Genomic DNA, 25,976 nt, shown 5'->3' with positions numbered 1-25,976 from the left:
TGATGCGCGCGAGGGGTCTGGAACCGGATGCGCGGCCGGAAGCACTACGGGCGTAGTACGCGCTTCGGCTCGCTAAGGACTGACCATTCGTGCGCGGTCAGGTAGTTGGAGAAGTTGGGCTCATCGCTGGCCACGGTTACGCGGCCGTCTGGGGTGAGGCACTGCCCAACGGCGAGGCCGTGGTCGCCGAGGGTCCAGCAGATGAGGGGACGGGCGTGGAAGTGGGTCTCTCCATCGGTACCGGTGGTGGTGAAGAGGGCGAGGTGCCCAGTGCCGGGGATGAGGGTGCTCATGGGACTTCCGTTTCTGAGGGGGTGCACGGTTCCCCCCCTTGTAAGGGGGGTGGGGAACGTGCACCTAGAGCGTGTGAGGGTGCGTGTACCTCTGCGTGTAGCTGTGACCTGGCCTTTTATGGAAGTCGTGCACCTCCGTGCGGGGTGCGTGTGGGTGCACGGCTGTGAGGGTGCGTGTACCTCTGCGTGCACCTCCGTGCGGCTCATGCGGCATCCGCGCGGCCGAGGTAGTAGCGGGCGGGGTCGCCGGGTGCAGTGGGGTCGATGCGGGCCAGGAGACCGGACTTGACGAGCTTGTCGAGCTTCCGGCGGGCCTTCTCCTTCTGTGCGGGCGTGACCTTCTTCGTCTCGAAGATCGCTTCTGCCGCTGCGATCGCCGTGATTCCGTGGACACCGCCAAAGCGGGCCATCTCAAGGAGGTCGGCAGCGTGCTGTACGGCCGTCGTGCCGGCTGCGTGGTCGTGCACCAGGTGGAAGGGGCCGACCTCGTCCATCGGCTGCTTGAGGTGCCGGAACGAGATGATCGGGTCGCCCGCCTCGCCCCACAGGAGCACCACGGAGCCAGCGCCGGAGGTGATCCAGGTGGAGCCGTAGATGTCGGCCATGGTGTTGGGCGCAGCTCCGTTCGGGCCGCGCTTGATGACGTGGTGGTTCTCCAGGACCTGCACGCCTTCGGCCAAGGCCTTCTGCCGGGCCCGGTTGTACCCGGCGCCCACCGCGTCGTCAGACAGGCCGAGCGCGGCGTCCTTGATGCTGTCGATGATGACCGTGTCAACCTTGGCCTTGGCGCACATCGCGGCGAGGATGTCCGGCTGCTTGGCGAGGTCGAACGGCGGTGGGCCCTCCCAGACGACGAGGTGGTCGTTCAGGTACTTCGGATCGTCCTTGCCGAAGATGCGGCCGCCTGCGCGACGGGTCTGTGAGGGCCTGTCCATGGCTAGCAGCAGCGCCACGCCACCAGGCATCACGGGGAAGCCGAGGACGCTCTCCTGCAAGCCGAGGCGGGCCCGGATGAGCTGATGGGCGAGCGTGGTCTTGCCGACGCCCTGCGGCGCGGCGATTAGCAGCGCTTCCCCCTCTGCCCAGAGCACGTCACCGCCGCTCCCCCAGACGGCCGGCGGTGTCTCCGGTACGTCGTGGAAGAACGAGCCGCCGGGCTTGAAGGGGGAGAACGCCTCATCCGTCGACTCCGCCGGCGTCGGCTCGGGTTCCCGCACCGTCAGGGAGGCGCGCAGCCTGTCGTGTTGCGGCTCGGCTTCCTGCTCGGGCCCCAGCAGTGCCGAGAAGTCGTTGCGGTCGTCTGCTCGAGATACTGGGGGCCAAGGGTGCCGGGGTTGGGCCATGCCTGCTCGGAGCCCGGATTCGATGGTGGCGAGGGCACGCCCTTCGGGGTGGTTACCGGCGCGCGCTGCGGCGAGCAGGTCGTCACGGGCCTCGGCCTCGCTGAGGGCGCGAGCACCGACGAGGGTGCCGAGGCTGAACGCGGCTGTATTGATGGTGTTGTTCTGGTCGCCGAGCGGGGCCCCGGTGATCGCGTCGCATTCGGCTTGGACGACCTTGCGGGTGTATGCGTCGTGGCGGTCCGCGGGGATGACGATGTTCGTTGCCGGGGCGACCGGTGGCGTTGCACGCGTCTGGAGCGCGGTGAGCAGCCACTCAGGCGCCGGTGCGGGCCAGCAGTTGGGGTCTTCCAGGGTGTAGATGACCCCTGTTGCGTGGACCGATCCGGGCCCGATGACGTACGCGTTCCCTGCTCGTACGTCGCCGTCGAACTTGCCTTTCAGCGCGCCGAGTCCGTTGCCGAGCTGCGCGTCAGCAGGTGCCCAGTAGTAGTCATGGTGGCCCTTGGCCGTGAACACCCGCATCGTGGGCGCGTGCTGCTGGCCGAGGTCCGCAGCAGTGTCCTCGATGGCTCCGGGCCGGTCGCTGTCGACGACCAGGAGCCGCGCACCGTCAGGGCCCGTGCAGGCGCCTACGGCTACACCGACGTTGCGCAGCTGGCCACCGAACAGCCGGCGCACCTCCGCCTCGTCGGCGGTGTTGCTGCGGGTGAAGGGCACGGCCGGGTGCTTTCCACGGTCGGTGCAGGTCGCGGGGTCGTGTCCGCGGCCCACCCCGGAGCACCGTTCGGCTCCGGGGTGGTCCGCGGGGAAGACGGCGAAGCCATGCTGTACGAGCCACAGGGCGCCTTCGAGGGGCGCCATGGTGGCCGTGCCGTCGTCGGGGTTGGTCACTTACGGCGCTCCATGGCGAAGGCGTGCGCTGCTTGGCTGATGACGTTGGCGATCGCGTCGAGGCCGTGGATCAGCCCGAAGTCGTCAACCCGTCCGCGCGCGCTGTGGTCGGCGGTGCCGCTGATCGTGATCTCGGAGCAGTGGGCGAGGCTGCGGCCGATGAACCGGGCCTGCTCCACCGTCATAGCGGTGGCGCTGCCTGCGTCGAGGACGACGGACGCGCCCGGGGGGAACGGCCGGTAGTGCTCGCCGAGGAATCCGGCGCTCAGGATGCGGCCATCGGCCGGGAGCTTGAGCCGGTATTCGGCGCGTACGGCGGGCCCCCGCCCGGCCATCACGGCCGGACGGGGGCGCTCCTCGGTGCGGCGGCCATTCACTTACTGGCCTCGATGGCGGCGAGCTGGTCGGCGAGCGCGTCGAGCCGGTCGCAGTGCGCCCGGATCTTCGCAGCCTCAGCGCGGAGGCCGGCAGAGTCGAGGTCCTGCCAGGTTCCGGCGTCGAGTCCGGCGACCGCGCCGCCGCCGAGGTCGATCAGGTACGCGCCGAGGTACGGCTTTTCCTGCGGGTCCGGGGCGGGGATGTCGATGGTGGCGCCCATGTGGGCGTCGTGCTCGCCGGTCCCGGTGCACCAGGTGTGCGTTTCGCACTCGGTACGGGCGGCGTTGCCCATGAGGGTGAGGACCTGGTCCGTGACGGCGGTCGGGTCGCCGGTCCGGCGGATTTCGGCGGCGACGATGTCGAGGATTTCGGCGCCCGGGCCGGTGGAGTCCTTGCGGAACTCGCCGAGCTTGGCCAGCGCGTTGGTGACGTCGGAGTTGGCCTCGGAGACGATGTACGCCTCGTGGCCGGTCGGGGTGAGGTCGAGCGGTCCGATGTTGGCGGTCTGTGCCATCATGGCGATATCCGTTTCTGTCGTTGAAGCCCTGGGTCGCTGGCGAGCGAATGAGCCCGGGGCTTCGGCGTTTCTTCAGCTGGCTTGCTGAGTGGATTCGGTGGGCGGCGTCGAGGGTGCAACCTCGGCGCCGTTCTGCTGTCGCCGATCCCGACCGAGGCCGAGGAGAGCGAAGAGGCGGCGTACCTGCGCGTCCGTGAGCTCGCGGTCGGCGTAGACGTCGGAGATGGTTCGCTGCGCGGCCATCAGGCGGCGTCCCGCAGGGCGCGGATCGCGTCGACGTACCGGTCCAGCAGCGCCCCTCGCGGGGTGCGTGTGCCGGCCTCCCATTGCGATATGGCCGCGCGGGTGACGCCGATGGCGTCGGCGACTTCCTGCTGAGTGAGTCCCGCGGCCTCACGCAGCGCCCGACGCTCGTCGGGCTGAGGGAGTTCAAGGCGAACCCCCAGGCGAGAGCGGATGTAATCCGCCGTTGCGGTCATGTGAACAACGGTAGGCCCACCCCTTCAGTTTGTCCAGCAGGGTGAGCGCACCACTTCACTTCAATGCTGTGGGTGGGCCCAATCCGGCCCAATTCGCTGCGTCCCGTTGACCTGGCGTTACGGAAGGTGCGACATTTTCGGGGTGACCACCCCCCAGAGCGACCGACACGCGGACCGCCACAATGAGCCCGCGTGGATGCACCCGCTGACCAGCTTCCAGGAGCCCGCTCCCGAGGAGGAGGAGGCCGGGATCGTCGCGCACTTCGCAAAGGGCGGCGAGGGATGGCGAGCCACGGGGACTGTTGCCCGCAGCTCTCACGGTCTCGTGATCACGCGGCTTGTAGTCGTCCCGGGCGCGTGGGGTGAGCCGGTCGGCGCGAGCGTGACCTCGCGGTTGCTCCGGGACATCCCAGTGGGGTCGATTCTCGACGAGGTACGGCATTGGGTCGCTACGAAGGAGTGGATCACCGCAGCAGACGAGCAGGGCGTTCCCGGCCCCGTGTCCATGGAGTTCGTCACGCCCAGTCGGACCGCAGACCAGATCATCGCCGCGAGCAGCCCTGATAAGCCGAGCCCCGGCAGGGCCGCCCTGCCTGACGAGCTGATGCAGGCGGTCGCTGAGGGGTACATCGCCGAGTCTGCGGCAGGCATGCCACGAGGCGCGGTCAAGCGGCTAGCCGCTGCCTTGGATCGTCCCGAGCAGACCGTCTCCCGATGGGTCGTCCGGGCCCGTAAAGAGGGCTGGCTGGGCCCCGGCGCAGCTGGCCGCGAGGGTGCCGAGCCTGGCATCAAGCTCATCGCCGCACGAGCGACACGGCGGGACGACGCCAGCTCGGAGTGAGCTCCTGCGGGGCCACCGAACCTACGTGGCGGGGTCAAGTGGAACGAGCCGGGCAGGGTCGAATCGTCGCGCCACACCCTCCTCCATCGGCATCACGCGGTAGCCGGGCAGGATCGCGAGCAGCACCTCACGACGGCCGGCAGGCTTCAACTCCGCCCACCCCTCGCGCACATCCCCAGCGAGCAGCGCCCGCAGCACCCGCGGCGCCTGCGACTTGACGAGCGCTTCCGACTCCTTCACCCGCGTGGCGATGATGCGCCGGGCCTCGGTGTACTCCTGGAGTCCCATTTCCCTGCGCGCCCACATGCCCGCCAACTCCCGCAGCTGCTTCTCGTCTTCGGCCAGCTCGGCACGCGCTGCCGCGCTCGTCTCCGTGCTCGCGAGCGACCGCAGCCGGGCGAGGACGTTGCGCTTCCCGAGGAAGTCGAGGACCTGGCGCTCTAGTTCGGCCTCAGCGTGCGCCGCGTTTATCGTGATCTTCCCGCAGCCACCCCGCGGCGTAGCGCACCAGTACCGCGGCCCCCGGTTGCCCTGCCAGCCGCACAACGGGCGGTCGCACCGCGAGCAGATCAGGGCCCCGGTAAGCCACCGTACGAAGTCGTTGCGGGAGCCGCCGCCGCGCTCGTTGAGGCGTGCCTGAACGTCGTGCCAGGTCTCGCGGTCGATGATCGCGGGCCATGAGGCATCGCCGATGACCTCGCCGCGGAAGCGACGCAGGCCGGTGATGCGGGGGCCGCGGAGGATCGAGGACACGGAGCGCGGGTTCCACGTCTCGGCTTTGGCCGGCTTGACGCCACGTGCGTTGAGGTCGTCGCAGATCTCGTTCTGTGACCAGCCTTCGAGGACGCGAGCGGCCATCCACCGGATGACTTCGGCCTCAGGCTCGCAGACGGTCATGCCGTCGCGCTCGTAGCCGTACGGGCGGAAGCCGCCGCCGCCCACCTTGCCCTCTGCGGCCAACTCCTCGTGCTTGCGGGAGACACGGCGGGAGGTGTCCCGGCTGCTCTTGTTGGCGACGGCGCACATGATGCGGGCCATGGTGATGTCGGCGTCGTTGGCGAGCCTCAGTGAGCCGGTGACGGACTCCACGGGGATGCGGGGCCGGCGGGACTCCACTACGTCGATCAGGTCCTCAAGGTCACGCGGATCGCGCGCCACGCGGTCAAGGTCGTCTGCGATGAGTCCGTCGCACTCCCCCGAAGCGAGCATGTCGAGAGCGGCACGGAAGCCGGGGCGAACGGTGCGAAGGGCGGTGGTGCCATCGGGGAGCTTGATCTTGCGCCGCTTGAAGGCGGACGTGTCGTCCTCGGGGATGACCTTGACGATCGTCCACCCGAGCCGCTTCGCGAGGGCGCGGCCGTCCTCTTCCTGGCGGCCGATGCCCTTGGAGATCCTGTGCACGCGCTCGATAGTGGTCTCGTCAGCAGCGTCCGCAGCCTCCTCCTCGGCCTTGCGGTAGCTGATCCGGAGCAGGAGCACGGCCCTTGTTGGCGTCATGTTCGATAGGTTACATTGACAGCGTCGGATCGCCGATCCCATTGACCTCGCGGAGCTCGTCGACCGACCGGAAACCCCCTTGCTGGGTGCGGTAGTCGACGATGTGCTGGGCCAGTACGGGACCGACCCCCGGCAAGGTGTCGAGCTGCTCCACGGTCGCCGAGTTGAGGCTCACCGGCCCAGCGTTCTGCCCACCCGCGCCCGCTCCCGGCATCGGCGATCCCGGCATCGGCGATCCAGGGGGCGCGAGCGCGCCCACCACCACCTGCTCGCCGTCCATGAGTACCCGCGCCCGGTTGAGCCCCGTCAGGTCCGTACCGGCCCGGACGCCTCCGGCGGCCCGCAGCGCGTCGGCGACCCTGGATCCGGCCGGCAGCCGGTGCACCCCCGGCCGCCTCACCTTGCCGCTCACATCGACGACGATCCGTCCTCCGGGCCCCGCGTCGGACGGCGGCGGCCCCGGTGACGGCTGTGGCTCCGGCTCCCGCGTGCCCGCGCCTTGCTGGACCAGTTCCGGGGCCGGCACGGTCTGTGGCCGCCCCGCCCAGAAGTGCTGCGCCGCGAAGACCGCTGCCACTACGAGTACGACGGCCAGGGCGGCGAGGGCCCTGGGCTCGAGCCCGCATCTGAGCTGCATCCACAGCGGCAACCGCTCCCGCACCGCAAGCCCCACGCGCTGCCGAGTACCCGTGCTCGTCGTGGAGTCGACGTCCGCGGCCGCGCGGCCGCCCCCGCCCGCTTCGATGCGCGAGCGCCCCGCAGCGCTGTCGAGACTCGTGCCCGTACTGCGTGGCGGGCCCTCGAACAGCGCGTCCGCCCGGCGGCGCAGGGCGGCCGTACCCGGTGCGGCAGCCACCCGCCTGCCGCGCAGGCGGACCGGACGCCGCGAACCACGGCCGGGACCGCGCCCCGAACCCGGGCCGGAGCCCGGCCCTGAACCGGGAGAGCCCGAGCCTGAGCCCCACCCCGAACCCGGCGAGACCGAACCGGGGCCCGGCCCCGAGCCGTGAGAGACCGGACCGGGGCCGGGCCCTGGCCGGGCAGGGCCCAAGCCTGAGCCGCGGCCGTCACGGGCGCGGCTGTCCGAGGCCGGGGCGCGGCCCGGGCCACTGGTTGCGGAACGTGATCGGAGAGCCATGACACAAGACGCTAGGCACATCCGTCGGAACCCGCTGAGCAGGTCCAATTCCCGTGGACAACCGACCCGTTGTGGAAAACCCGGTCACTCACCAGGGTGACGGCGACCGCCTCAGCGCGCCCACACCAGCAGCTCAGCGGGGCGAGATCACAGCCCCCAACAGCCCCGGCCCCGTATGCGCCCCGATCACCGCGCCCACCTCGCTGACATGCAGTTCGGCCAGCCCGGGAACGCGTTCCCGCAGCCGCTCCGCCAGCGTCGCGGCCCGGTCCGGCGCGGCCAGATGGTGCACCGCGATGTCCACGCTGCTCGCGCCCGCCCGGTCGACGGCGATCTCCTCCAGCCGGGCGATCGCCTTCGATGCCGTACGCACCTTCTCCAGCAGCTCGATCCGGCCGCCGTCCAGTTGCAACAGCGGCTTCACCGCGAGCGCCGAGCCCAGCAGCGCCTGCGCGGCCCCTATCCGGCCGCCGCGGCGCAAGTAGTCCAGCGTGTCGACATAGAAATACGCGGAGGTGCCCGCGGCCCGCTTCTCCGCGGCGGCCACCGCCTCGTCGAGCGTGCCGCCGCCCTCAGCCGTCTCGGCGGCCGCGAGCGCGCAGAAGCCCAGGGCCATCGCCACCATCCCGGTGTCCACCACCCGCACGGGCACCGGCGCGTCCTTGGCGGCCAGTACGGCGGCGTCGTACGTGCCGGAGAACTCGCTCGACAGATGCAGCGAGACGATGCCGGTCGCACCGGCCTCCGCTCTCGCACGGTATGCCTCTGCGAACACCTCGGGGCTCGGCCTGGACGTGGTCACCGGGCGTCGCTTCTGCAATGCCAGCGCGAGTGAGCGGGCCGAGATCTCGGTGCCCTCTTCGAACGCCCGATCACCAAGTACGACGGTCAGCGGCACCGAGATGATGCCGTGGCGCTCCATCGTCGGTGGCGGCAGGTAGGCCGTTGAATCAGTGACGATCGCGACATGGCGGGACATGAGCGGGAGGTTACCCGCAGGAGCCGCCGCACGGCAGCCCGGCCCCTCGCCATCGATCGCGTCGCCCCGGCCGGCGGATCAACGAGGGGCCGCCGACGGACCGCCGAGGGAACGCTGATGGATCAGCGAGGGACCGCCGACGGACCGCTGATGGATCACGATCCAAACCGTCGGTGGGTCAATTCGTGGTCTCGGGACGGGCGGTCTTCTGCCAGGGATACGTCCTCTGCTGCCGAGGATCGCGCGCCGTGATCGCCTGCGGCTGCTGCGGCCGCGACTCAGCACCGGGCCCAGCACCGGCCTCAGGCCCGCCTTCAGCCCCCGCACCCGCCTCCGGCCACGTCTGCTCACGCACCGCCCCGTCATCGGCCCCCGCCTCCGGCCACGACGCAGGCGCCCCGTGAGCCTGCGCCGACGAAGATCCCGCATCCCCTTCCGGCGTCTCCGCCACCGACCAGTGCCGCAACGCCCCGGCCTCGACGTCGATCTGCGCGCTCAGCGCATTCAGATCGTCGTCCGCGAACTTCTGCGCCCGGTCCCGCGCCGCCCACCTCAGGGACTCGGCCGAGTGCGTGATTCGCTCCGTGCGCTCGCGCAGCCCGGGCAGCAGCGAGGCCACCGTCGCCCGGTCGGGCTCGCGCTCCAGCCGCTTCAGTTCGTCGTCGAGCTCGCGGCCGTGCGCGCTCAGCCGCTTGAACAGTCCGAGCGACTCGGACAGCGCGGCGTCTTCGGCGGCGCCCGCCTGCAGCGCGTCCTGCGTCGCCCTCATCGACGTACGCAGCGACAGCCGCAGCTGCGCCAGCTCGCCGACCACACCGCCCTGCCCGTAGCTCTTGGCCCGCAGTGTCGTCTCCTCGACGGTGCGGCGCGCCTGCGTGACCGTACGCTCCACTCCGCGCCTGGCCGCGCCGATGGCCTTCACGCCGACATACACCCCCAACGCCACGAAGGCGACGAAAAGCAGCGTCAGTATCAGAATCGCGGCTTCCATGTGCGCCCCTCCGGCTCGGCTGTTGTCCCCTCCACCGTAAACGGAACGGGCAGGCCCAGGGTTCCATCGGAACCCTGGGCCTGCCCGTAGGGGAAACCCCTGCCCGCGCGGTCGGCGCTACGAAGCCCGCCGGCCGGCGCTACGCGGGGACGATGTTCACCAGCTTCGGCGCCCGCACGATCACCTTGCGGATATCCCCGCCGCCCAGCGCCGCGACCACCGCCGCGTCACCCAGCGCCAGCGCCTCCAGCTCCTCGTCCGAGATCGACGGGGAGACCTCCAGCCGCGCCTTGACCTTGCCCTTGATCTGCACGACGCACGTCACGGACTCGTCCACGGCATACACAGGGTCGGCGACCGGGAAGTCATGGTGCACGACCGAGTCGGTGTGGCCCAGCTTGCGCCACAGCTCCTCGGCGATGTGCGGGGCCAGCGAAGCGATCAGCAGCACCAGTCGCTCCGCCACGCTGCGCGACAGCGGGCCGCCGGCCTTCGTCAGATAGTTGTTCAGCTCGGTGATCTTGGCGATGGCGGTGTTGAAGCGCAGAGCCGCCAGGTCCTGGCCGGCGCCGTCGATCGCCTTGTGCAGCGCACGCAGCGTCGCCTCGTCGGGCTCGGTGTCGACGACCGTGACCTCACCGGTCGCCTCGTCGACGATATTGCGCCACAGCCGCTGCAGCAGGCGGTACTGGCCGACGACCGCCCGGGTGTCCCACGGCCGCGACACATCCAGGGGCCCCATGGCCATCTCGTACAGCCGCAGCGTGTCCGCGCCGTACTCGGCGCAGATCTCGTCCGGAGTGACGGCGTTCTTCAGGGACTTGCCCATCTTGCCCAGCTCGCGCTTGACGGGCTCGCCCTCGAAGTAGAACTTTCCGTCCCGCTCCTCGACGTCGACGGCCGACACCGGGAAGCCGCGGCTGTCCCGGTAGACGTACGCCTGGATCATGCCCTGGTTGTACAGCTTGTGGAACGGCTCGACCGAGGAGACGTGCCCCAGGTCGAACAGCACCTTGGACCAGAACCGTGCGTACAGCAGGTGCAGTACGGCATGTTCCGCGCCGCCGACATACAGGTCGACGCCGCCGTGCGGCTGCCCTTCGCGCGGGCCCATCCAGTACTGCTCGATCTCCGGGTCGACGAGCTTCTCGCTGTTGTGCGGGTCCAGGTAGCGCAGCTCGTACCAGCACGAACCCGCCCAGTTGGGCATGGTGTTGGTCTCCCGGCGGTAGCGCTTGACGCCGTCGCCCAGGTCCAGCTCGACATCGACCCAGTCCTCGTTGCGCGACAGGGGCGTCTCGGGCTGGGTGTCCGCGTCGTCCGGGTCAAACGTACGTGGCGAGTAGTCGTCGACCTCCGGCAGCTCCAGCGGCAGCATCGACTCGGGCAGCGCGTGCGCGATGCCGTCCTCGTCGTAGACGATCGGGAAGGGCTCGCCCCAGTAGCGCTGCCGGCTGAACAGCCAGTCGCGCAGCCGGAAGTTGACCGTCCCCTCGCCGATCCCGCGGGCGGACAGCCACTCGGTGATCTTCGACTTGGCCTCGGCAACGTCCAGCCCGTCCAGCGAGATCTCGTCGTTCGACGAGTTGATCGCCGGGCCCTGTCCGGTGAAGGCCTCGCCCTCCCAGCCGTCCGGCGGCCGGACGGTGCGGATGATGGGCAGGTCGAAGGCCTCGGCGAACTCCCAGTCGCGCTCGTCCTGGCCGGGGACGGCCATGATGGCGCCGGTGCCGTAGCCCATCAGTACGTAGTCGGCGACGAAGACGGGGATCCGTTCGCCGGTGACCGGGTTCAGGGCGTAGGCGCCGGTGAACACACCGGTCTTGTCCTTGTGTTCCGTCTGCCGCTCGACATCGCTCTTCGTCTGGGCCTGCTTGCGGTACGCGGAGACCGCCTCGGCCGGAGTGGCGGCGCCCCCGGTCCACGCCTCATTGACGCCCTGGGGCCACTCGGCCGGGACGATGGAGTCGATCAGGCCGTGTTCAGGAGCCAGCACCATGTAGGTGGCGCCGAACAGCGTGTCGGGGCGGGTGGTGAAGACCGTGATGTGTGCGTCGTCGTGGCCGTCGACCGAGAAGTGGACGCGTGCGCCCTCGCTGCGGCCGATCCAGTTCCGCTGCTGCAGCTTGATGGCCTCGGGCCAGTCCAGCGCGTCCAGGTCGTCCAGCAGCCGGTCGGCGTAGGCGGTGATGCGCATGTTCCACTGGCGCAGCTTCGCCTTGAAGACGGGGAAGTTGCCACGCTCGGAGCGTCCGTCAGCGGTGACTTCCTCATTCGCCAGTACGGTGCCCAGGCCCGGGCACCAGTTGACGGGAGCGTCGGAGGCGTACGCCAGCCGGTAGTCGCTCAGCACATCGGCGCGCTCCGAGGCGCTCAGCTCGCTCCACGCGCGCGTGGAGCCCGGCACCGCACGCTCACCGCTCTCGAACTGCGCCACCAGCTCGTCGATCGGACGGGCCTTCTTCGCGTCCTCGTCGTACCAGGAGTTGAAGATCTGCAGGAAGATCCACTGGGTCCACTTGTAGTAGCCCGGGTCGATCGTCGCGAACGACCGGCGCTTGTCGTGGCCCAGGCCCAGTCGGCGCAGCTGGGACTTCATGTTGTTCATGGCGGCCTCGGTGGTGACCCGAGGGTGCTCGCCGGTCTGCACCGCGTGCTGCTCGGCGGGCAGGCCGAAGGCGTCGAAGCCCAGCGTGTGCAGGACGTTGTGTCCGGTCATGCGCTGGTAGCGGGCGAAGACGTCGGTGGCGATATAGCCCAGGGGATGCCCGACGTGCAGGCCCGAACCCGAGGGGTACGGGAACATGTCCATGACGAACTTCTTGGGCTTGGCGACCTGGGCGGGATCCCCGGCCAGGTCGCCGACCGGATTCGGCGCCTCGTACGTACCCTCAGCGTCCCAGACGTCCTGCCAGCGTGCCTCGATGTCGGCGGCCATGGCGGCTGTGTAGCGGTGCGCTGCAGTTACCTCAGCAGCAGCGGGACTGGTCTCGCTCATGATCCTTGAAGCTCCATCGATTCGTCTCTGCCAGCGGATTCCAAAACGAAAAAACCCCTCGCACAGGAGGGGACGCCGCGCCGATTCCGACCGGATCTTTCATCCGTCGGGACTGATCAGCGCGGCTCGCTAAGCAGAAGGCGTACGGCACGCATGGCGCCAGGGTACCGCAGCGAGTGAACCGGGCGCATGGGACCATTCCCGAGCGGCCCACGAGCGGCCCCCGAAGAACTCCTTAAAGATCCCGGCAGCCATCCCCGGCAACCCCGGACGCCGGCCAGAGCCCGCCTGAATAAGCTCGCGCCACTCCCCGGCACGCTCCCTGAGCGCCTTCCGCACGCCCCCCCGAACTACGCTTCCACATGACTCCAGACGCCGAGGTTACCCCGCGTATCGCCCCTATCCGGGGCAACCCCAGAGTCAGTTGACTGTGGTTCCGCTCTCTAAACGCTCAAACCGCGTACTGCCCAGAATGGGTGGACCTAGCATGCGTCAACGGGACCGCCTTTCCCGCACCATTCGGAGTCGCCCCATGAACCCTCATCGCAAGAGCCGTTCGTCGCCAGCGCCGAGTACCGGGCTAAGCCGCCCGGTGCAAGGCGGCTTGTCCGTCGCGGCGTTCGTGCTCCTACCCCTGATAGCCGTCGGCGGGAGCGACAACTTTCGCGCCGCGCTGGACTTCACCACCGGGGTGCTGTCCCTGGTGTCCCTCTCCGCCTCCGTCGCGTGGGGCCTGATCGCCACGGACCGGCTGCTCCTCTCCACGCGCCACCGCCTCCTTGCCCAGGGCATCCACCGGACCACCGCGGTCGCCTCGCTCGGCTTCCTGCTGCTGCACGCCACCGTGAAGGTGTCGCTGGGCCATGTGGATGCGATCGGCGCCCTGATCCCGTTCGGACTCGGTGTCACCGGCACGTCCGCCCTGATCGGCTTCGGTTCGCTGGCCGGCTTCCTCATGGTGGTCGCCGCAACGACCGGCGCGCTGCGCAGCGCACTGGCCGGCAACATCAAGATCGCGGGCCGCTGGCGGCCGCTGCACATGCTGGCCTACCCGGCCTGGTGCTCCGCGCTGGTGCACGGCCTGTTCACCGGCCGGCCCGCCGCGCCCTGGGTCGTGACGATGTACTGCTTGGTACTCACAGGTGTCGCCGCCGCCGTGTCCGTGCGGCTGATGCCGCGGCCGGTGCAGCGGCAAATCGCCGCCAAGATCATGTCGCTGACCGGCTCGGGCGACGACCGGTCGGCGGACGAGCAGCTACGGCGCGATCCGGCCATGTCTCCGCTCCCCGGCGCGACCGGACCGGTCGGCCTCAACGGCATGAACGGCATTCCCTCCCAGCGCCCCTACGAGCAGGAGTTCCAGCGTCAGCCTCCCCTCGACCGGCCGCGCGCGCAGCCCCGGCGGCTCGAAGCGCCCTCGCCCCAGCTCTACGAGGTGCCGCCGCCCCCGGACGCCGAACCGGCCGTCGGGCCCGGCGTGGGCCCCGGCACGGGCATCTCCGCCGCGTATCGCGCGGTCTCCCTCGCCGGCGACCAGGCGGCCCCGCTGGCCGAGCGCATACCGATGACGGAGGAGATCCCCGTCGTCCCCGAGTCGGGTTCCCGGTCCGGTCTGTGGCCGACCCCGTCACCGCCGCCGCCCGCGCAGGCCTTCCCGCCCGAGCCGCTCGAAACACCCGCTCCCCCCTCGTACGAGCCTCCCCCTTCGTACGAGCCTCCCCCTTCGTACGAGCCTCCTCCGGCTTACGAGCCTCCCCCGGCCTACCAAACTCCCACCGCGTACGAGCCCGCTCCCGCTCCCGCCTCCTACGACCCCTCTCCCCCCTACGAAGCACCTTCCGCCCTGTACACCACCGGCAACGCCGACGTGTACGACGACACGGCGCCCCTGCCCGGACCCCTCTTTCCGCCCCCGGCAGGAGAGCCCTGGCACACGCCCGCAGGAGACCGACCGTGAACACCCCCCTCCCTGATGTCCCCGAGGTTCGTGTCGTCGGCCTTCCCCAGCTGACGCAGGGGTTCGATCTAGTCGAGCGCCTGGACCTCCCCATGCATCTCAAGGTGCACGGCCCTCTCGAGCCGGTGACCGGCGAGCTGCTCGCCCAGCTCGCCGACGACATATCCCTGCGCGGCCGCGGCGGCGCCGGCTTCCCCTTCGCGCAGAAGCTGCGTGCCGTGGCCAAGTCCGCGATCAGACGCGGGGTGCGGCCCGTCGTCGTGATCAACGGCAGTGAGGGCGAGCCCGCCTGCCGCAAGGACACCGTGCTGCTCAACCGCGCCCCCCATCTGATCCTGGACGGCGCTCTGCTCGCCGCCGAGGCACTCGGCGCGCGCACCCTGGTGGTCGCGGTCACCCGCAACTCCACGGAGATCTCCATGCGCGCCGCGCTGGCCGAGCGCGGCCTGTCGGACCGACGCGGGCAGCAGCTGCGCGCGCGGGTGATCCGTACGCCGGAGCGCATGGTCTCCGGCGAGGCCTCCGCGGTCATCCGCGCCGTGAACGGTGGACCCGCCCTGCCGCCCGGCCGCCGGGAGCGCGCCTCCGACACCGGCGTCGGCGGTGCCCCGACCCTGCTGTCCAACGCCGAGACGTACGCACAGCTCGCCATCGGCGCCCGCATCGGCGCGCGCCGCTACGGCCACACCGGCCTGGACACCGAGCCCGGCACGGTCATGCTGACGATCTCCGGGGCGGTCGCGCGCCCGATGGTCGTCGAGGTCCCCACGGGCGTCCCGCTGCGGTACGTACTGCAGCTGGCGGGCGCCCCTCCGCTCCCCCAGGGCGTGCTCACCGGCGGCTACCACGGCAACTGGATCGACTCCGTCGCCGTCCACGAGGCCAACGTCTCGCGCGAATCGCTTGCTGCCGTGGGCGGCTCCCTGGGCGCCGGCGCGATCCTCCCGATCGGCCCCGAGACCTGCCCGCTGGGCGAGGCGCTGCGGGTGGCCAACTGGCTCGCCGCCGAGACCGCCGGCCAGTGCGGCCCCTGCAAGCTGGGCCTGCCCGCCGCGGCCGGCGGCCTGTCCGACGTCATGAATGGCGGCGGCCCCGCCGCCCTGGAGGCGCTGCGCGAGGTGACGCAGGCCGTGAAAGGCCGCGGCGCGTGCAAGCACCCCGACGGCTCGGCGCGCTTCTTCGCCTCGACCCTGTCCGCCTTCACCGACGACCTCGCCGCCCATGTGCTCGACGGTGGCTGCGGGCGCGAGACGACCGGCGTGCTACCGCTTCCCGGCCCCGGCTACCAGGACGCGGAGGAGTCGATTCCGAGCGGCGAGAAGCTGGCCGTCGACTGGACGCTCTGCCAGGGCCACGGGCTCTGCGCGGACATCGTCCCCGAGCTCATCCGGCTCGGCCCCGACGGCTATCCGGCGCTCGCCGACGCCTCTGTTCCGATGCATCTGCGGGGGCGCGCACAGCGGGCCGTACGCCGGTGTCCCGCGCTGGCGCTCCGTATCGAGCAGGGACCCGCCCCGACGCCGACCACCCGCCCCTCCCTGCCGGCGAGCAACCGCAAGGCGCTTGGCAGCGGCCGCAGTTGACAGTCCCCTGGGGTCACACCGACCCCAGGGGCACACAAGAAGCGGGCCATCCGATCCGGATGGCCCGCTTCTTTGTGTCTGTTGCTTCTGTGGAGCTAAGGAGAATTGAACTCCTGACCTCCTGCATGCCATGCAGGCGCTCTACCAACTGAGCTATAGCCCCTTGCGATGTGCCGCCTTGATCGAAGAGCTACCCCCCGCGGCGACGTCGACAACATTAACGCTCCCCCTGGTGCATCACCAAATCGTTTCCGGTCTGTACGGACTGGGCCGGTAACGTCCCTCTTCGTGACCGTGATCGCGCTGTCCAGTGCCCGACGTCCCGCCCTCGCCGCCTCGGTCTGTCTGCTGTCTTTCACGGCCTTCTGGATGGCTCAGCGCGCCGCCGACGTCTCCATGATCGACCTGATGGTCTACCGGGCGGAGGGCGAGACCGTACGCGCCGGAGCAGACCTCTACGCGATGCGCGCCACCAGGGCGAACCTCCCGACGACCTACCCGCCGTTCGCCGCCCTGCTGTTCACGCCGCTCACCCTGCTCGGCGTGCCCGAGATGCGCGCCCTCGCCACCGCCGGGAACCTGCTCCTGCTCGTCGCCTTCGTCTATCTGTCGCTGCGGCTGACGCACCCCCAGACGGACCGGCGCTCGGCGACGCTCTGGGTGGCCGCGGCCGCAGTGTGGTGCGAACCGGTGTGGACGACGCTCCGCTACGGCCAGATCAATCTGCTGCTCGCGGTCGCCGTGCTCTGGGACATCACGCGCCGGGAGGGGCACAGGTGGGCGGGCGTGGGCATCGGATGCGCGGCGGCCGTGAAGCTGACGCCCGCGCTCTTCGCGCTCTTCCTGTTGATCGCCGGTCTTGTACGGGCCCGGCGCGAGGGCTGGAACCCGTGGCTGCGGAGGGCGGCGACAGCACTGGCAGCCTTCCTCGGCACGACGCTCGCGGCCGCCGCTGTCCTGCCGTACGACTCCCGGCGCTACTGGACCGGGACGGTCTTCGCGGCCGGCCGGGTCGGCCACGCCGAGGACACCGCCAACCAGTCGCTGCGCGGGATCCTCGCCCGGCTGCTGCACACTCCCGATCCGGGACTGTGGTGGGTCGTCGCGGCCGCTCTCGTCGCTGCGGCCGGGCTCGCCGTGTCCGTGGGTGCGGCGGTGCGCGGCGACCGGGCCCGCGCGGTCGTGGCCTGCGCCGCGACGGCTCTGCTGATCAGCCCGGTCTCCTGGTCGCACCACTGGGTGTGGTGCGTGCCCATGGTGCTGCTCCTGGCGGCGCGCGGCAGCAAGGTGTGGGCGACAGCGGCGGGGCTGGTGTTCTGTTCGTACGCCCTGTGGTGGGTACCGCACGGGCCGGGGCGGCTCGAACTCGCCCAGAACAGTGGCCAGATGGTCCTATCCGCCCTCTATTCGCTCACGTCCGCGACCGTCCTGGTCATGCTGTGGCGAATGAATAGAACCGTTTCAGGGTGCAGTGCTCCTCCAGGAGCCGCCCATAGATCGGCTCCCCTTCGAGCTCTCTGTACGTCTCGATGGGGTCGCCCTTTATGATCAGCGCCCGCGCGCACTCCTCGCACCAGTACTGATACTCGGGATTGATCGGGTCCATGTCCCGGACGATGGGCGTACCACCGCCGCACCAGTCGCATTTACGCCTGTGTGCACCCATCATTCAGCTCCAGCTATGGCCGCAGGCCGTGCACACGTAGGAAACTCCGCCATTGTCGCCGAGGACTTGGACGACATGCGCCGATCCGCAGGACGGGCAACTGAGACGAACACGCACCTCCGCAGTGGCAAGCAGGTCATCGGCCTCCTCGCTGCTGGCGGACATCGTGCTCTCCCTCCCGTTCTGGCCGGTGTCCCCTCCGGCCGTCCGATTCTGCCATGACCACGCAAGCGGGTCAGCGGCGTTTACGTGTGGCCATCGCCATTCCTTCGTTGAGGAGACCGGCCGCCGCACCCAAGATCGACGCGGCTGCCGGCCGAGGGCGCACACCCATTGCGCGTGGGCTGACTCCAGTGCCGCGGGGCCGGTCTTCCGATTCAGGAAGAGTGTGCCGAATGCGGCGACGCCGAGCAGCTGTCCGAGCCGAGCGACGGTCACCAGCAGGCCACTCGCGTCCGCCGAGTCCTCCCGCCGTACCGTCGTGAACCCGCCCGGGACCAGAGCCTTTTGGAGGGCCGCGGGCCGGCGCCGCCAGGTCAGCCCGACCGCTCCAAAGATCAGCGCGGTCGGTGCGAACATCAGCCCCGCGCGGAGCGCGCTGTGGCCGAGACCACCCTGGGCATGGAGGGTGACGGCGAAGAGGAAGCCCGCGTTCACCGCCACTACCAGGAGGACTGCGCGGCTGAAACGCGAAATCCCGCCCTCTGATCGAGGACGGGACCCGGATTGTGGAACTTGTGGAGCTAAGGAGAATTGAACTCCTGACCTCCTGCATGCCATGCAGGCGCTCTACCAACTGAGCTATAGCCCCGCGTGTTCTCCGCGCTCGGCGCTGCGAACAAGAAGAACTTTAGCCTGCGACCTGCCGGAAAGTGAAATCCGGGGGTGCGGGTCCGAAGGCAGGTCCGCCGCCCGGCCCGGGCGGCTCAGTCGTCGTCGCCGAGGACCGGCTCCGGAAGCGTGCCGGCGTTGTGCTCGAGGAGACGCCAGCCGCGCGCGCCCTCACCGAGCACCGACCAGCAGCAGTTGGAGAGCCCGCCCAGGCTCTCCCAGTGGTGCGAGTCCAGACCGAGCAGCCGGCCGATGGTGGTACGGATCGTGCCGCCGTGGCTGACCATGACCAGCGTGCCGTTGTCGGGCAGCTTCTCCGCGTGGTGCAGCACGACGGGAGCTGCCCGGTCGGCGACCTCGGTCTCCAGCTCGCCGCCACCGCGACGCACGGGCTCGCCGCGCTTCCAGGCGGCGTACTGCTCGCCGTACCGAGCGATGATCTCGTCGTGGGTCAGGCCCTGCCAGGCGCCCGCGTACGTCTCGCGCAGAGCGGCGTCGTAGGAGACGTCGCACCCCGTGACCGCGGCCAGCTCACCCGCCGTGGCCGCGGCCCGCTTGAGGTCGGAGGCAACGATCGCGTCGGGCCGGAGGGAGGCGAGCAGCCGCGCGGCCCGGCGCGCCTGGGCGACGCCGGTCTCGGTCAGCTCGATGTCCGTGGAGCCCTGGAATCGGCGCTCCAGGTTCCACGCCGTCTGGCCGTGCCGCCACAGGACGACGCGGCGGCCTCTGCCGCTGTCCCTTCGCTTGCTGCTGTCGCCGCCGTTCAGCTCAGCTCACCGTCCGGGTCGCCGGCGAGCCGTGCGTGCTCCTTGGCCTTGCCGCGGGTCTTCAGGGCGTCCTCGGGGAGGGGCAGCTCGGGGCAGTCCTTCCACAGCCGCTCCAGGGCGTAGAAGACACGCTCCTCGCTGTGCTGGACGTGCACGACGATGTCGACGTAATCGAGCAGGATCCAGCGGGCGTCGCGGTCACCCTCGCGGCGCACCGGCTTGGCGCCGAGCTCCTTGTTCAACCGCTCCTCGATCTCGTCGACGATCGACTTGACCTGGCGATCGTTGGGCGCGGAGGCGAGAAGGAAGGCGTCGGTGATCGACAGCACGTCGCTGACGTCGTAGGCGATGATGTCGTGCGCGAGCCGGTCGGCGGCCGCTTGAGCGGCGGCATTGACAAGCTCGATGGAGCGATCCGTGGCGGTCACAAGCAGGCTTTCGTCGTCGGTCAGGTACCCCTCAAGGGTCTCACGGACCACCGACAGCGCTTGCCGCGATTATTCGGCCCTGGACAGGGCCGACCGCTCAGTCTTGATCATTCAGTCTCGTAGTCCTTGCCGAGGACGACGGAAACGTCGGCGTTGGGGGCGCGAGCACCCTTCTTGACCGCGCTCGACGGCAGGCCCAGGGTCTTGGCGACCTCCGCCGCCTTCGCCTTCTGCACCTCGTCCGCGTAGGTGACCCGCGAGGCCGACTCGGTGTCCGCCTTGCCGCCGTCGAGCACCGAGTAGCCGCCGTTGACCAGGTCGATCCGGGCCTTCTCCGTGGCACTGGTCTTCCCGGTGGCGTTCTTGATCCCCACACGGACGGCCGCGTCCTTGTCCGGCGCAGTGACCCTGCCGCCCAGGACGTCCTTGACGACGCTTTCGGCGGCCTGAGCGGTGAGCGTGCCGTCCTGCTGGACGGGCAGCAGCGCCGTCCTGTAGTCGCCACCCTTGGCGTGCTCGGCGAGCTTGGCCAGCGAGGCGGCCAGGTCGCTCTCGCGCAGCGAGGGGTCGAGGATCTGCGCCAGCGTCTCCACGGTGACGGTCGCCGCCCTGGGGTCGTCCGGGAACTTCTTCAGGATGCCCTGCATGACCTGCCCGAAGCGCTGCAGCTGCTTCGCCTCGGCCTCGCCGGGCCCGAGGTAGGTGGCGTACGCGACGGCGGCGCGGCCGTTCAGCGTCTGGTTCTCGCCCTTCTTCACCAGCGGCGCCTCGCCCTTCTTGGCGCCGGGCACGTCGGTGTCGGTGGTCAGGTCGATGTTGCCGACCAGCTCGACGAGGTTCTCCAGATACGGGGTATCGAGCCGCCAGGTGCCGGTGACCTTGGCCCCGAGGAGCGTGCCGACCGCCTCCCGGGTGCCCGTCGACCCGTCGTCCTCGACCGACTTGCCGAGGGTGGTGGCGGTGCCGTCGTCATTGGCGACGGAGAGCGAGTTGGGGAGCAGGACGGTGGTGCCCTGCTTGGTGGTGGTGTTGTCCACGAGGAGGACCGTGGAGGTGCCCTTCTTCTTGGTGTTGTGCAGATGCACCACGATCACGTCCCGCTTCTGCGGTCCGGTCGCCGTGCTGTTCTTCTTCTCGGTGTCCGACAGGCCGGGCAGCTTGCCCGCGTACCAGAGGTAGCCGACTCCGCCTGCGACGGCCAGCGCGAAGACGACGACGAGCGCGACGACGCGGTTGCGGCCGCGGCGCTTGGCCTCTTCGCGTCGCTCGGAGCGGCTCTCGCTGAATTTCAGCCAGTCGATGACGTCTTCGGAGTCCTCGTCGGGCTCCTCGATGAAGGAGAACTGCTCGGTGCGGTAGTCGCGGTCGGGCGCGGGCCCGCGCTGCCCCGGTACGGCGGCCCGCCCCTGCTCGGGTGCCCGCCCCGTCTCAGGCGCCTGCGCGGGGGGCTCGGCCGGAGCGGAAGGCTGCTGCGGGATGTTCCACTGCTGGCTGGTGTCGACGACGGCGGGCTGCTGGCCGGTGTCGTAGCCGTAGCCCTCATAGCCGTAGCCCTGCCCCTGCGGCTGCTGGGCCTGCTGCCGGCCATAGGGGTCGTACTGCTGAGGCTGGGCGTACGGGTCGTAGCCGTAGCCCTGGTCCTGCCCCTGCGGCTGCTGGGGCCGCCGCGGCTGCTGGGGTTGCTGTGGCCGCCGCGGTTGCTGAGGGTGCTGCGGCGGCTGCTGCGCGTAGGGGTCGTACTGCTGGGGCTGTTGATAGACCGGCTGCCCGTATTCGTCGTAGCCGATGATCTGCGGCTGGTAGTACGGGTCGTACGGGTTCTGCTGGTCGTTCACCGGTGCCCCTCTCCGTGGCTCACTCGCCGCGGTACAACTGGCGCTTGTCGATGTAGCGCACCACACCGTCCGGCACCAGGTACCAGACCGGATCACCTTCCGCGACCCTCGCCCGACAGTCGGTCGACGAGATCGCCAGCGCCGGAACCTCCACCAGGGAAACCCCGCCCTCCGGCAACCCGTCGTCCGTCAGATCGTGACCCGGCCGGGTCACACCGATGAAGTGGGCGAGCGAGAACAGCTCTTCGGCGTCCCGCCAGCCGAGGATCTGGGAGAGCGCATCGGCTCCGGTGATGAAGAAAAGATCCGCGTTCTTGTTGAGGGAGCGCAAGTCCCGCAGCGTATCGATCGTGTACGTCGGCCCGCCGCGGTCGATGTCGATGCGGCTGACCGAGAATTGCGGGTTCGACGCCGTGGCGATGACCGTCATCAGATAGCGGTCCTCGGCCGGAGACACCACTTTGTGGCTCTTCTGCCACGGCTGCCCGGTCGGTACGAACACCACCTCGTCGAGGTGGAACAGGGCGGCCACCTCGCTGGCGGCCACCAGGTGTCCATGGTGGATCGGGTCGAACGTCCCGCCCATCACGCCGATTCGGCGCTTGCCGGAACCGGAACCCGAACCGGTAGGCACTTCCTGCTCTCCCATGCGTGCAGAGCCTACTGGCAAGGCGGCCCGACTCAGCGGTCGCGGTTGAAGCGGGTGGTGATCCACAGCAGCAGAAGCAGCGCGAACAGCGCGCCGCCGCCTGTGAGGTAGGGGTTGAGGCTTTCGTGGTTGCCACCGTGCTCGGTGCCTTCGGCGAGAGTGACCAGGTTGGCGGCGGTGCTGGCGAGGCTCATCTTCAGCAGGACCTATCGATCGGGAGTCGGAGCTCGGGAATCGGACTGGCGGAGAGACTTCGCGCACATCGTATGCGGGCGGTCCGGGCACGCTCACGCCGACTCAGTCGTTGTCGTGGTCGTCGGCGCCGTTCCCTCGGTAGCCGCGCAGCAGGAACCAGGCGAGCAGGGCCGCTCCGGCGATCAACGCGATCAGCAGGATGCGCAGCGTATTGCCCAGCCCCTGCTGCTCGGATGCGGCGGCGAGCAGTGCGGCGGTGTCCGGCATGGCGGGTGTACTCCTCAGTTATCCACAGGCCCCGCCACACCGTAGCCCCAGCACCTACGCTGGGGGCCGTCAGGGGGACGAGCCGGTACTCGCAGCAACAGGGGCAACAGGGGGCTTGAATGACCGCAAGCAGTCACGAGAGCGTGCCGAGCAGGCAGCGCAAACGCTTCCCGGGCATCTCTTCACGGGCGTACGAACATCCCGCCGACCGCTCGGCGCTGGTCGCCCTGCGCAAGCTCAGCGGCTTCGACACCGTCTTCAAGGCGCTGAGCGGACTGCTGCCGGAGCGCAGCCTGCGGCTGCTCTTCCTCTCCGATTCGGTGCGCGTGAGCGACGCGCAGTTCGCGCATCTCAACAGCATGCTGCGCGACGCCTGCTACATCCTGGACCTCGAGAAGGTCCCGGCGATGTACGTCACGCAGGACCCGCGGCCCAACGCCATGTGCATCGGCCTGGACGAGCCGCTCATCGTGGTCACCACCGGGCTGGTGGAGCTGCTCGACGAGGAGGAGATGCGGGCGGTCGTCGGGCATGAGGTGGGCCATGCGCTCTCCGGCCACTCCGTCTACCGCACGATCCTGCTCTTCCTCACCAATCTCGCGCTGAAGATCGCGTGGATCCCGCTCGGCAATGTCGCGATCATGGCGATCGTCACGGCACTGCGCGAATGGTTCCGCAAGTCGGAACTCTCGGCGGACCGCGCCGGGCTGCTGGTCGGCCAGGACCTGCAGGCCTCGATGCGCGGCCTGATGAAGATCGCCGGTGGCAATCACCTCCACGAGATGAACGTCGACGCGTTCCTGCAGCAGGCGCAGGAGTACGAGGCGGGCGGCGATCTGCGCGACTCCGTGCTGAAGATCCTCAATTTGCTGCCGCGCTCGCACCCGTTCACCACGGTGCGCGCGGCAGAGCTGAAGAAGTGGGCCGAGAGCCGCGACCACCAGCGGATCATGGACGGTCACTACCCGCGGCGCACAGAGGACAAGGACACCTCGGTGTCCGACTCCTTCCGCGAGTCCGCCTCGCACTACGCCGACACGGTGCGCACCAGCAAGGATCCGCTGATGAAGCTGGTCGGCGACATAGCCGGCGGCGCGGGCGACCTGGGCGGCAAGCTCCGCGACAAGTTCACCGGCTCGGGCAGCGGCGCGAGTGGCGGGAGCGCCGACGGCAGCAAGGGCACCGGCAACGGCAGCGGCCCTGGGAGCGAGACCGGGAGCGGGGAGGGTCGGGGCGAAGGCTGAGCGGCAGCGGCGGGCTCGGCGAAGGCTGAGCGGCAGCCACCGCGGTCAGGGCCATGGCGGCGACCACGGCAGGTCAAGCGCCACCACCGCCAGGGCAAGGCCGCGCCACCACCGTCAGGGCGAGCGCTGAGCCGCAGCGGCGGTCATGGCGAAAGCCGCGCGGCGGCGACCACGGCCACACGGCCAGGGCAACGCCACCACGGCCAGAGCCAAGGCCGCGCGGTACAGCGGTGATGGCGACGGCTGAGCCACCTCGGTCAGGGCGACGGCTGAGTCCCGGGCGCCAGTGAGCCGCAGAGTGCCGCGGTGGCCTGGCCCGTGGCATACGGGTCGGTGCCCGCCGGGCCCCCCGCGGTCGCCCGTTGGCCCGCGAGCAGCGGACGCAGCGTGCCGGACGCGTCCTCGGAGCAGCCCTGCGGGCCGGCCTGGACATAGCTGGCCAGCAGCTCCGCGCGGTGCTGGTGCAGATCGTCCCGGTCGAAGCGGAAGTGCAGCTCTCGGCGGACGGTGAACAGCGACGCCTCGCTCGCCCGCGGCCCGCTCACGCCGACCGGCCGTAGCGCATAGGCGAAGGTGTGGTCCGACGTCACCTCCAGGGCGTCGGGCCCCGCCTCGGCGACGCGCAACGTGCCCTGCACCCGCACCTCGGGGTCGGCCAGCGACACCTTCGCCGAGTCGTAGCGCACCAGCCAGCCGGAGGCGGCATGCCGGCCGTCGGAGGCAGGGGCGGCCATGCTCCGGTCGAACTGCTCCAGTTGGTCGGGGTCGAGCAGCACCCGCACCGATCGCACCTCGCCGCCCGTGAGGACATCAGGGTTGAGTGAGGACTGCACGAGGTAGTCCTTCGCGGTGGTCAGGGCCGTCATCACCTGGCTCTCGGAGAAGTTCTTGGTGCGCTGAGCGGCGGGCAGAGTGATTCCCGAGGCTCCGACACGGAACTGCGCGGCGGGGCTGTGCTCGTAGAGGTCGGCGGGGGTGCCACCCGGGACCGGACCGTCCGGCACCAGCGGGATCACTGTGATCCGCAGTGGCTCGGCAGGCTTGGCGGCCGGTGCCTGGTACGGATGCCGGATGCCCAGGTATATGGCTGTTCCGAAGGCCATCGCGACCAGCAGGACGAGCATCAGGATCTGTTTGGAACCGCTCCTGCGACCCCAGGCGGGAAGGCTGCGCACGGCTCGCGCGTGCTCGCCCATCCGCTCCTGGGCCGAGAACTCCTGAAGCCGGGCAGCCCGCACGAACGATTCGTCGAAGACGACGGATCGGTACTCGTCCTCACCACCGCCGGGGAGTCCCTCGGGTGTCCCCTCAGGCGGGTCTCCGCGCCCAGCCATACTTTCAGGGTAGGTCTGGCGGGGCTGCGGTAAACGCGGTGATGTGCGACAAACTCCGACGAGTTCCCACGTAGCCGTCCAAGGGCCCAAGGGGCGGCCGTCCAAGGGCCGATGGAGCAACCGTCCAAGGGCTCGTGGAGCAGTCCGTTCGAGGGGGTACAGACGCGGCACACAGGGGGCGCACAAGGGGGCGCACAGGCTCGGTCAGGGCGTGCGAGGGTCCGCCGAAACTGCCGGCGCGGAGTACTCCGCGGAGGCGGAGGGCCCACCCACCCGGGCCGTGGCGGAGCCGGCTGTGGGTGTCGTGTCGACGCCGGTGGTGGCTGGTGGCGGGACCCGGTCCTGGCGGTTGCCCGCGGCCCCGCGGTAGACGGCCGTGAAGGCCAGGGCGACCATCCCGATGCCCATCACCATTGCGAGGATCCAGGCCACCGGCCGGTGCCAGCGGGCACTGCCACGGTAGGGGCGCAGGTTGCCGCCGTGCCGTCCGTAGGGCCCGGCGTACTCGCCGTCGGGGTCCAGGCCGTCGTCATCGTCGTCGTACGCCCGCTCCCGGCCGTACTCCGCGCCGGGTCCGTATCCCTCGTCGTAGAGCTCCTCGTCGGGCACCCCGCCACGGCGTCTGCCGCGTGCGGCCTCGGCGTCGGCGCGGGCCTGTGCGGCAGCCACCATCCGCTCGACGGCCGTGGGCTCATGGAACTCGGCGGCCCGTACGAAGTCCTCGTCGAACACCACGGAGGCGAAGTCCTCGTCCGCGCCCCCGCGGTCGTCGTCGGGCTCCCAGCCGTCCGGGAACGGCTTGCCCCCCACGTCGTCCGGCACGCCTTCAGAGTAGACCGGGGCAGTCGGTTTGGGCAGGGAGAGCGGGAACTCTC

25 protein-coding genes, 2 tRNA genes and 1 pseudogene are annotated in these 25,976 nt (G+C 70.1%); 5 read left to right on the top strand and 23 right to left on the bottom strand.

Features of this window, described 5'->3' with window-relative positions:
- Positions 1-44: 44 nt before the first annotated feature.
- The 6 genes from J7E87_RS19920 to J7E87_RS19895 form a co-directional block, all read right to left on the bottom strand.
- The gene (locus J7E87_RS19920) at positions 45-293 is read right to left on the bottom strand and encodes a DUF6253 family protein (protein WP_215095823.1); all 249 of its coding nucleotides are present in this window, start codon (positions 291-293) and stop codon (positions 45-47) included.
- Positions 294-496: 203 nt separating this feature from the next.
- Positions 497-2,527 carry a bifunctional DNA primase/polymerase gene (locus J7E87_RS19915; RefSeq protein WP_215095822.1) on the bottom strand — a complete coding sequence of 677 codons (2,031 nt, stop codon included), beginning with the start codon at positions 2,525-2,527 and terminating at the stop codon, positions 497-499.
- Entirely contained in the window at positions 2,524-2,904 is a 381-nt protein-coding gene (locus J7E87_RS19910; RefSeq protein ID WP_215095821.1) for a hypothetical protein, read from the bottom strand. The genes J7E87_RS19915 and J7E87_RS19910 overlap by 4 nt, the downstream gene beginning before the upstream one ends.
- Positions 2,901-3,422 carry a hypothetical protein gene (locus J7E87_RS19905; protein WP_215095820.1) on the bottom strand — a complete coding sequence of 174 codons (522 nt, stop codon included), beginning with the start codon at positions 3,420-3,422 and terminating at the stop codon, positions 2,901-2,903. Before J7E87_RS19905 ends, J7E87_RS19910 begins: the two co-directional genes overlap by 4 nt.
- A 72-nt stretch (positions 3,423-3,494) precedes the next feature.
- Positions 3,495-3,665: a hypothetical protein gene (locus tag J7E87_RS19900; protein WP_215095819.1), complete on the bottom strand. Its 171-nt coding sequence runs from the start codon at positions 3,663-3,665 to the stop codon at positions 3,495-3,497.
- Complete coding sequence (locus J7E87_RS19895) at positions 3,665-3,901, bottom strand: helix-turn-helix transcriptional regulator (RefSeq protein WP_215095818.1); 237 nt, start codon at positions 3,899-3,901, stop codon at positions 3,665-3,667. Before J7E87_RS19895 ends, J7E87_RS19900 begins: the two co-directional genes overlap by 1 nt.
- A 142-nt stretch (positions 3,902-4,043) precedes the next feature.
- On the opposite strand from J7E87_RS19895, the gene J7E87_RS19890 reads away from it, so the two are divergent.
- A complete protein-coding gene (locus J7E87_RS19890) occupies positions 4,044-4,742 on the top strand; it encodes a hypothetical protein (RefSeq protein WP_215095817.1) in 699 nt (232 codons plus the stop codon).
- 21 nt (positions 4,743-4,763) lie between these two features.
- Here the strand turns inward: J7E87_RS19890 and J7E87_RS19885 are convergent, their stop codons facing one another.
- The 5 genes from J7E87_RS19885 to leuS all read right to left on the bottom strand — a co-directional run bounded on the left by J7E87_RS19885 (position 4,764) and on the right by leuS (position 12,345).
- Positions 4,764-6,239: a recombinase family protein gene (locus J7E87_RS19885; RefSeq protein ID WP_215095815.1), complete on the bottom strand. Its 1,476-nt coding sequence runs from the start codon at positions 6,237-6,239 to the stop codon at positions 4,764-4,766.
- A gap of 10 nt (positions 6,240-6,249) precedes the next feature.
- On the bottom strand, positions 6,250-7,095 hold the full coding sequence (locus J7E87_RS19880; protein ID WP_374195197.1) for a helix-hairpin-helix domain-containing protein: 846 nt from the start codon (positions 7,093-7,095) through the stop codon (positions 6,250-6,252).
- A gap of 415 nt (positions 7,096-7,510) precedes the next feature.
- Entirely contained in the window at positions 7,511-8,356 is an 846-nt protein-coding gene (locus J7E87_RS19875) for a DegV family protein (RefSeq protein ID WP_215095813.1), read from the bottom strand.
- A gap of 178 nt (positions 8,357-8,534) precedes the next feature.
- Positions 8,535-9,347, bottom strand: coding sequence for a hypothetical protein (locus J7E87_RS19870; RefSeq protein WP_215095812.1), 813 nt, complete (start codon positions 9,345-9,347; stop codon positions 8,535-8,537).
- Between the two features lie 139 nt (positions 9,348-9,486).
- A complete protein-coding gene (leuS, locus tag J7E87_RS19865; RefSeq protein WP_215095811.1) occupies positions 9,487-12,345 on the bottom strand; it encodes a leucine--tRNA ligase in 2,859 nt (952 codons plus the stop codon).
- 532 nt (positions 12,346-12,877) lie between these two features.
- Between leuS and J7E87_RS19860 the strand changes: the two genes are divergently transcribed.
- Complete coding sequence (locus J7E87_RS19860) at positions 12,878-14,302, top strand: ferric reductase-like transmembrane domain-containing protein (protein ID WP_215095810.1); 1,425 nt, start codon at positions 12,878-12,880, stop codon at positions 14,300-14,302.
- Positions 14,299-15,885: an NADH-quinone oxidoreductase subunit NuoF family protein gene (locus J7E87_RS19855; RefSeq protein ID WP_215095809.1), complete on the top strand. Its 1,587-nt coding sequence runs from the start codon at positions 14,299-14,301 to the stop codon at positions 15,883-15,885. The genes J7E87_RS19860 and J7E87_RS19855 overlap by 4 nt, the downstream gene beginning before the upstream one ends.
- A 90-nt stretch (positions 15,886-15,975) precedes the next feature.
- On the opposite strand, the gene J7E87_RS19850 is transcribed toward J7E87_RS19855, so the two are convergent.
- A tRNA-Ala gene (locus J7E87_RS19850) sits at positions 15,976-16,048 on the bottom strand.
- 125 nt (positions 16,049-16,173) lie between these two features.
- On the opposite strand from J7E87_RS19850, the pseudogene J7E87_RS19845 reads away from it, so the two are divergent.
- Positions 16,174-17,340, top strand: a pseudogene (locus J7E87_RS19845) (glycosyltransferase 87 family protein); the annotation flags it as partial.
- On the opposite strand, the gene J7E87_RS19840 reads toward J7E87_RS19845, so the two are convergent.
- The 9 genes from J7E87_RS19840 to J7E87_RS19800 all read right to left on the bottom strand — a co-directional run bounded on the left by J7E87_RS19840 (position 17,318) and on the right by J7E87_RS19800 (position 22,523).
- Positions 17,318-17,551, bottom strand: coding sequence for a hypothetical protein (locus J7E87_RS19840; RefSeq protein WP_215096040.1), 234 nt, complete (start codon positions 17,549-17,551; stop codon positions 17,318-17,320). The pseudogene J7E87_RS19845 and the gene J7E87_RS19840 overlap by 23 nt on opposite strands.
- 3 nt (positions 17,552-17,554) lie before the next feature.
- Positions 17,555-18,208, bottom strand: coding sequence for a hypothetical protein (locus tag J7E87_RS36510; RefSeq protein WP_374195206.1), 654 nt, complete (start codon positions 18,206-18,208; stop codon positions 17,555-17,557).
- Between the two features lie 81 nt (positions 18,209-18,289).
- A tRNA-Ala gene (locus tag J7E87_RS19830) sits at positions 18,290-18,362 on the bottom strand.
- A gap of 115 nt (positions 18,363-18,477) precedes the next feature.
- Positions 18,478-19,149: a histidine phosphatase family protein gene (locus J7E87_RS19825; protein WP_215096039.1), complete on the bottom strand. Its 672-nt coding sequence runs from the start codon at positions 19,147-19,149 to the stop codon at positions 18,478-18,480.
- A complete protein-coding gene (gene rsfS, locus J7E87_RS19820) occupies positions 19,146-19,577 on the bottom strand; it encodes a ribosome silencing factor (protein WP_215095807.1) in 432 nt (143 codons plus the stop codon). The genes J7E87_RS19825 and rsfS overlap by 4 nt, the downstream gene beginning before the upstream one ends.
- Positions 19,578-19,684: 107 nt before the next feature.
- Positions 19,685-21,412: an LCP family protein gene (locus tag J7E87_RS19815; protein ID WP_215095806.1), complete on the bottom strand. Its 1,728-nt coding sequence runs from the start codon at positions 21,410-21,412 to the stop codon at positions 19,685-19,687.
- Positions 21,413-21,431: 19 nt separating this feature from the next.
- Positions 21,432-22,061 carry a nicotinate-nucleotide adenylyltransferase gene (gene nadD / locus J7E87_RS19810; protein ID WP_215095805.1) on the bottom strand — a complete coding sequence of 210 codons (630 nt, stop codon included), beginning with the start codon at positions 22,059-22,061 and terminating at the stop codon, positions 21,432-21,434.
- Positions 22,062-22,093: 32 nt separating this feature from the next.
- Positions 22,094-22,255 carry a hypothetical protein gene (locus tag J7E87_RS19805; RefSeq protein WP_215095804.1) on the bottom strand — a complete coding sequence of 54 codons (162 nt, stop codon included), beginning with the start codon at positions 22,253-22,255 and terminating at the stop codon, positions 22,094-22,096.
- A gap of 103 nt (positions 22,256-22,358) precedes the next feature.
- A complete protein-coding gene (locus tag J7E87_RS19800) occupies positions 22,359-22,523 on the bottom strand; it encodes a hypothetical protein (RefSeq protein ID WP_215095803.1) in 165 nt (54 codons plus the stop codon).
- A 119-nt stretch (positions 22,524-22,642) separates the two neighbouring features.
- On the opposite strand from J7E87_RS19800, the gene J7E87_RS19795 reads away from it, so the two are divergent.
- The gene (locus J7E87_RS19795) at positions 22,643-23,767 is read left to right on the top strand and encodes a M48 family metallopeptidase (protein WP_215095802.1); all 1,125 of its coding nucleotides are present in this window, start codon (positions 22,643-22,645) and stop codon (positions 23,765-23,767) included.
- 257 nt (positions 23,768-24,024) lie between these two features.
- On the opposite strand, the gene J7E87_RS19790 is transcribed toward J7E87_RS19795, so the two are convergent.
- Positions 24,025-25,101, bottom strand: a complete 1,077-nt coding sequence (locus J7E87_RS19790) for a hypothetical protein (protein ID WP_215095801.1) — start codon at positions 25,099-25,101, stop codon at positions 24,025-24,027.
- A gap of 204 nt (positions 25,102-25,305) precedes the next feature.
- Entirely contained in the window at positions 25,306-25,923 is a 618-nt protein-coding gene (locus J7E87_RS19785; RefSeq protein ID WP_215095800.1) for a hypothetical protein, read from the bottom strand.
- Positions 25,924-25,976: the final 53 nt, after the last annotated feature.

Source organism: Streptomyces sp. ISL-1, assembly GCF_018614585.1.
Lineage (GTDB): Bacteria > Actinomycetota > Actinomycetes > Streptomycetales > Streptomycetaceae > Streptomyces > Streptomyces maoxianensis.
This window is presented reverse-complemented; position numbering and strand designations above follow the sequence as displayed.

Coding starts and splice junctions, on each gene's coding strand:
- J7E87_RS19790 (WP_215095801.1), bottom strand. CDS start 25,101: ATGGCTGGGCGCGGAGACCCGCCTGAGGGGACACCCGAGGGACTCCCC.
- J7E87_RS19875 (WP_215095813.1), bottom strand. CDS start 8,356: ATGTCCCGCCATGTCGCGATCGTCACTGATTCAACGGCCTACCTGCCG.
- J7E87_RS19840 (WP_215096040.1), bottom strand. CDS start 17,551: ATGGGTGCACACAGGCGTAAATGCGACTGGTGCGGCGGTGGTACGCCC.
- J7E87_RS19800 (WP_215095803.1), bottom strand. CDS start 22,523: ATGCCGGACACCGCCGCACTGCTCGCCGCCGCATCCGAGCAGCAGGGG.
- J7E87_RS19920 (WP_215095823.1), bottom strand. CDS start 293: ATGAGCACCCTCATCCCCGGCACTGGGCACCTCGCCCTCTTCACCACC.
- leuS (WP_215095811.1), bottom strand. CDS start 12,345: ATGAGCGAGACCAGTCCCGCTGCTGCTGAGGTAACTGCAGCGCACCGC.
- J7E87_RS19885 (WP_215095815.1), bottom strand. CDS start 6,239: ATGACGCCAACAAGGGCCGTGCTCCTGCTCCGGATCAGCTACCGCAAG.
- J7E87_RS19805 (WP_215095804.1), bottom strand. CDS start 22,255: ATGAGCCTCGCCAGCACCGCCGCCAACCTGGTCACTCTCGCCGAAGGC.
- J7E87_RS19795 (WP_215095802.1), top strand. CDS start 22,643: ATGACCGCAAGCAGTCACGAGAGCGTGCCGAGCAGGCAGCGCAAACGC.
- J7E87_RS19860 (WP_215095810.1), top strand. CDS start 12,878: ATGAACCCTCATCGCAAGAGCCGTTCGTCGCCAGCGCCGAGTACCGGG.
- J7E87_RS19900 (WP_215095819.1), bottom strand. CDS start 3,665: ATGGCCGCGCAGCGAACCATCTCCGACGTCTACGCCGACCGCGAGCTC.
- J7E87_RS19905 (WP_215095820.1), bottom strand. CDS start 3,422: ATGATGGCACAGACCGCCAACATCGGACCGCTCGACCTCACCCCGACC.
- J7E87_RS19870 (WP_215095812.1), bottom strand. CDS start 9,347: ATGGAAGCCGCGATTCTGATACTGACGCTGCTTTTCGTCGCCTTCGTG.
- J7E87_RS19895 (WP_215095818.1), bottom strand. CDS start 3,901: ATGACCGCAACGGCGGATTACATCCGCTCTCGCCTGGGGGTTCGCCTT.
- nadD (WP_215095805.1), bottom strand. CDS start 22,061: ATGGGAGAGCAGGAAGTGCCTACCGGTTCGGGTTCCGGTTCCGGCAAG.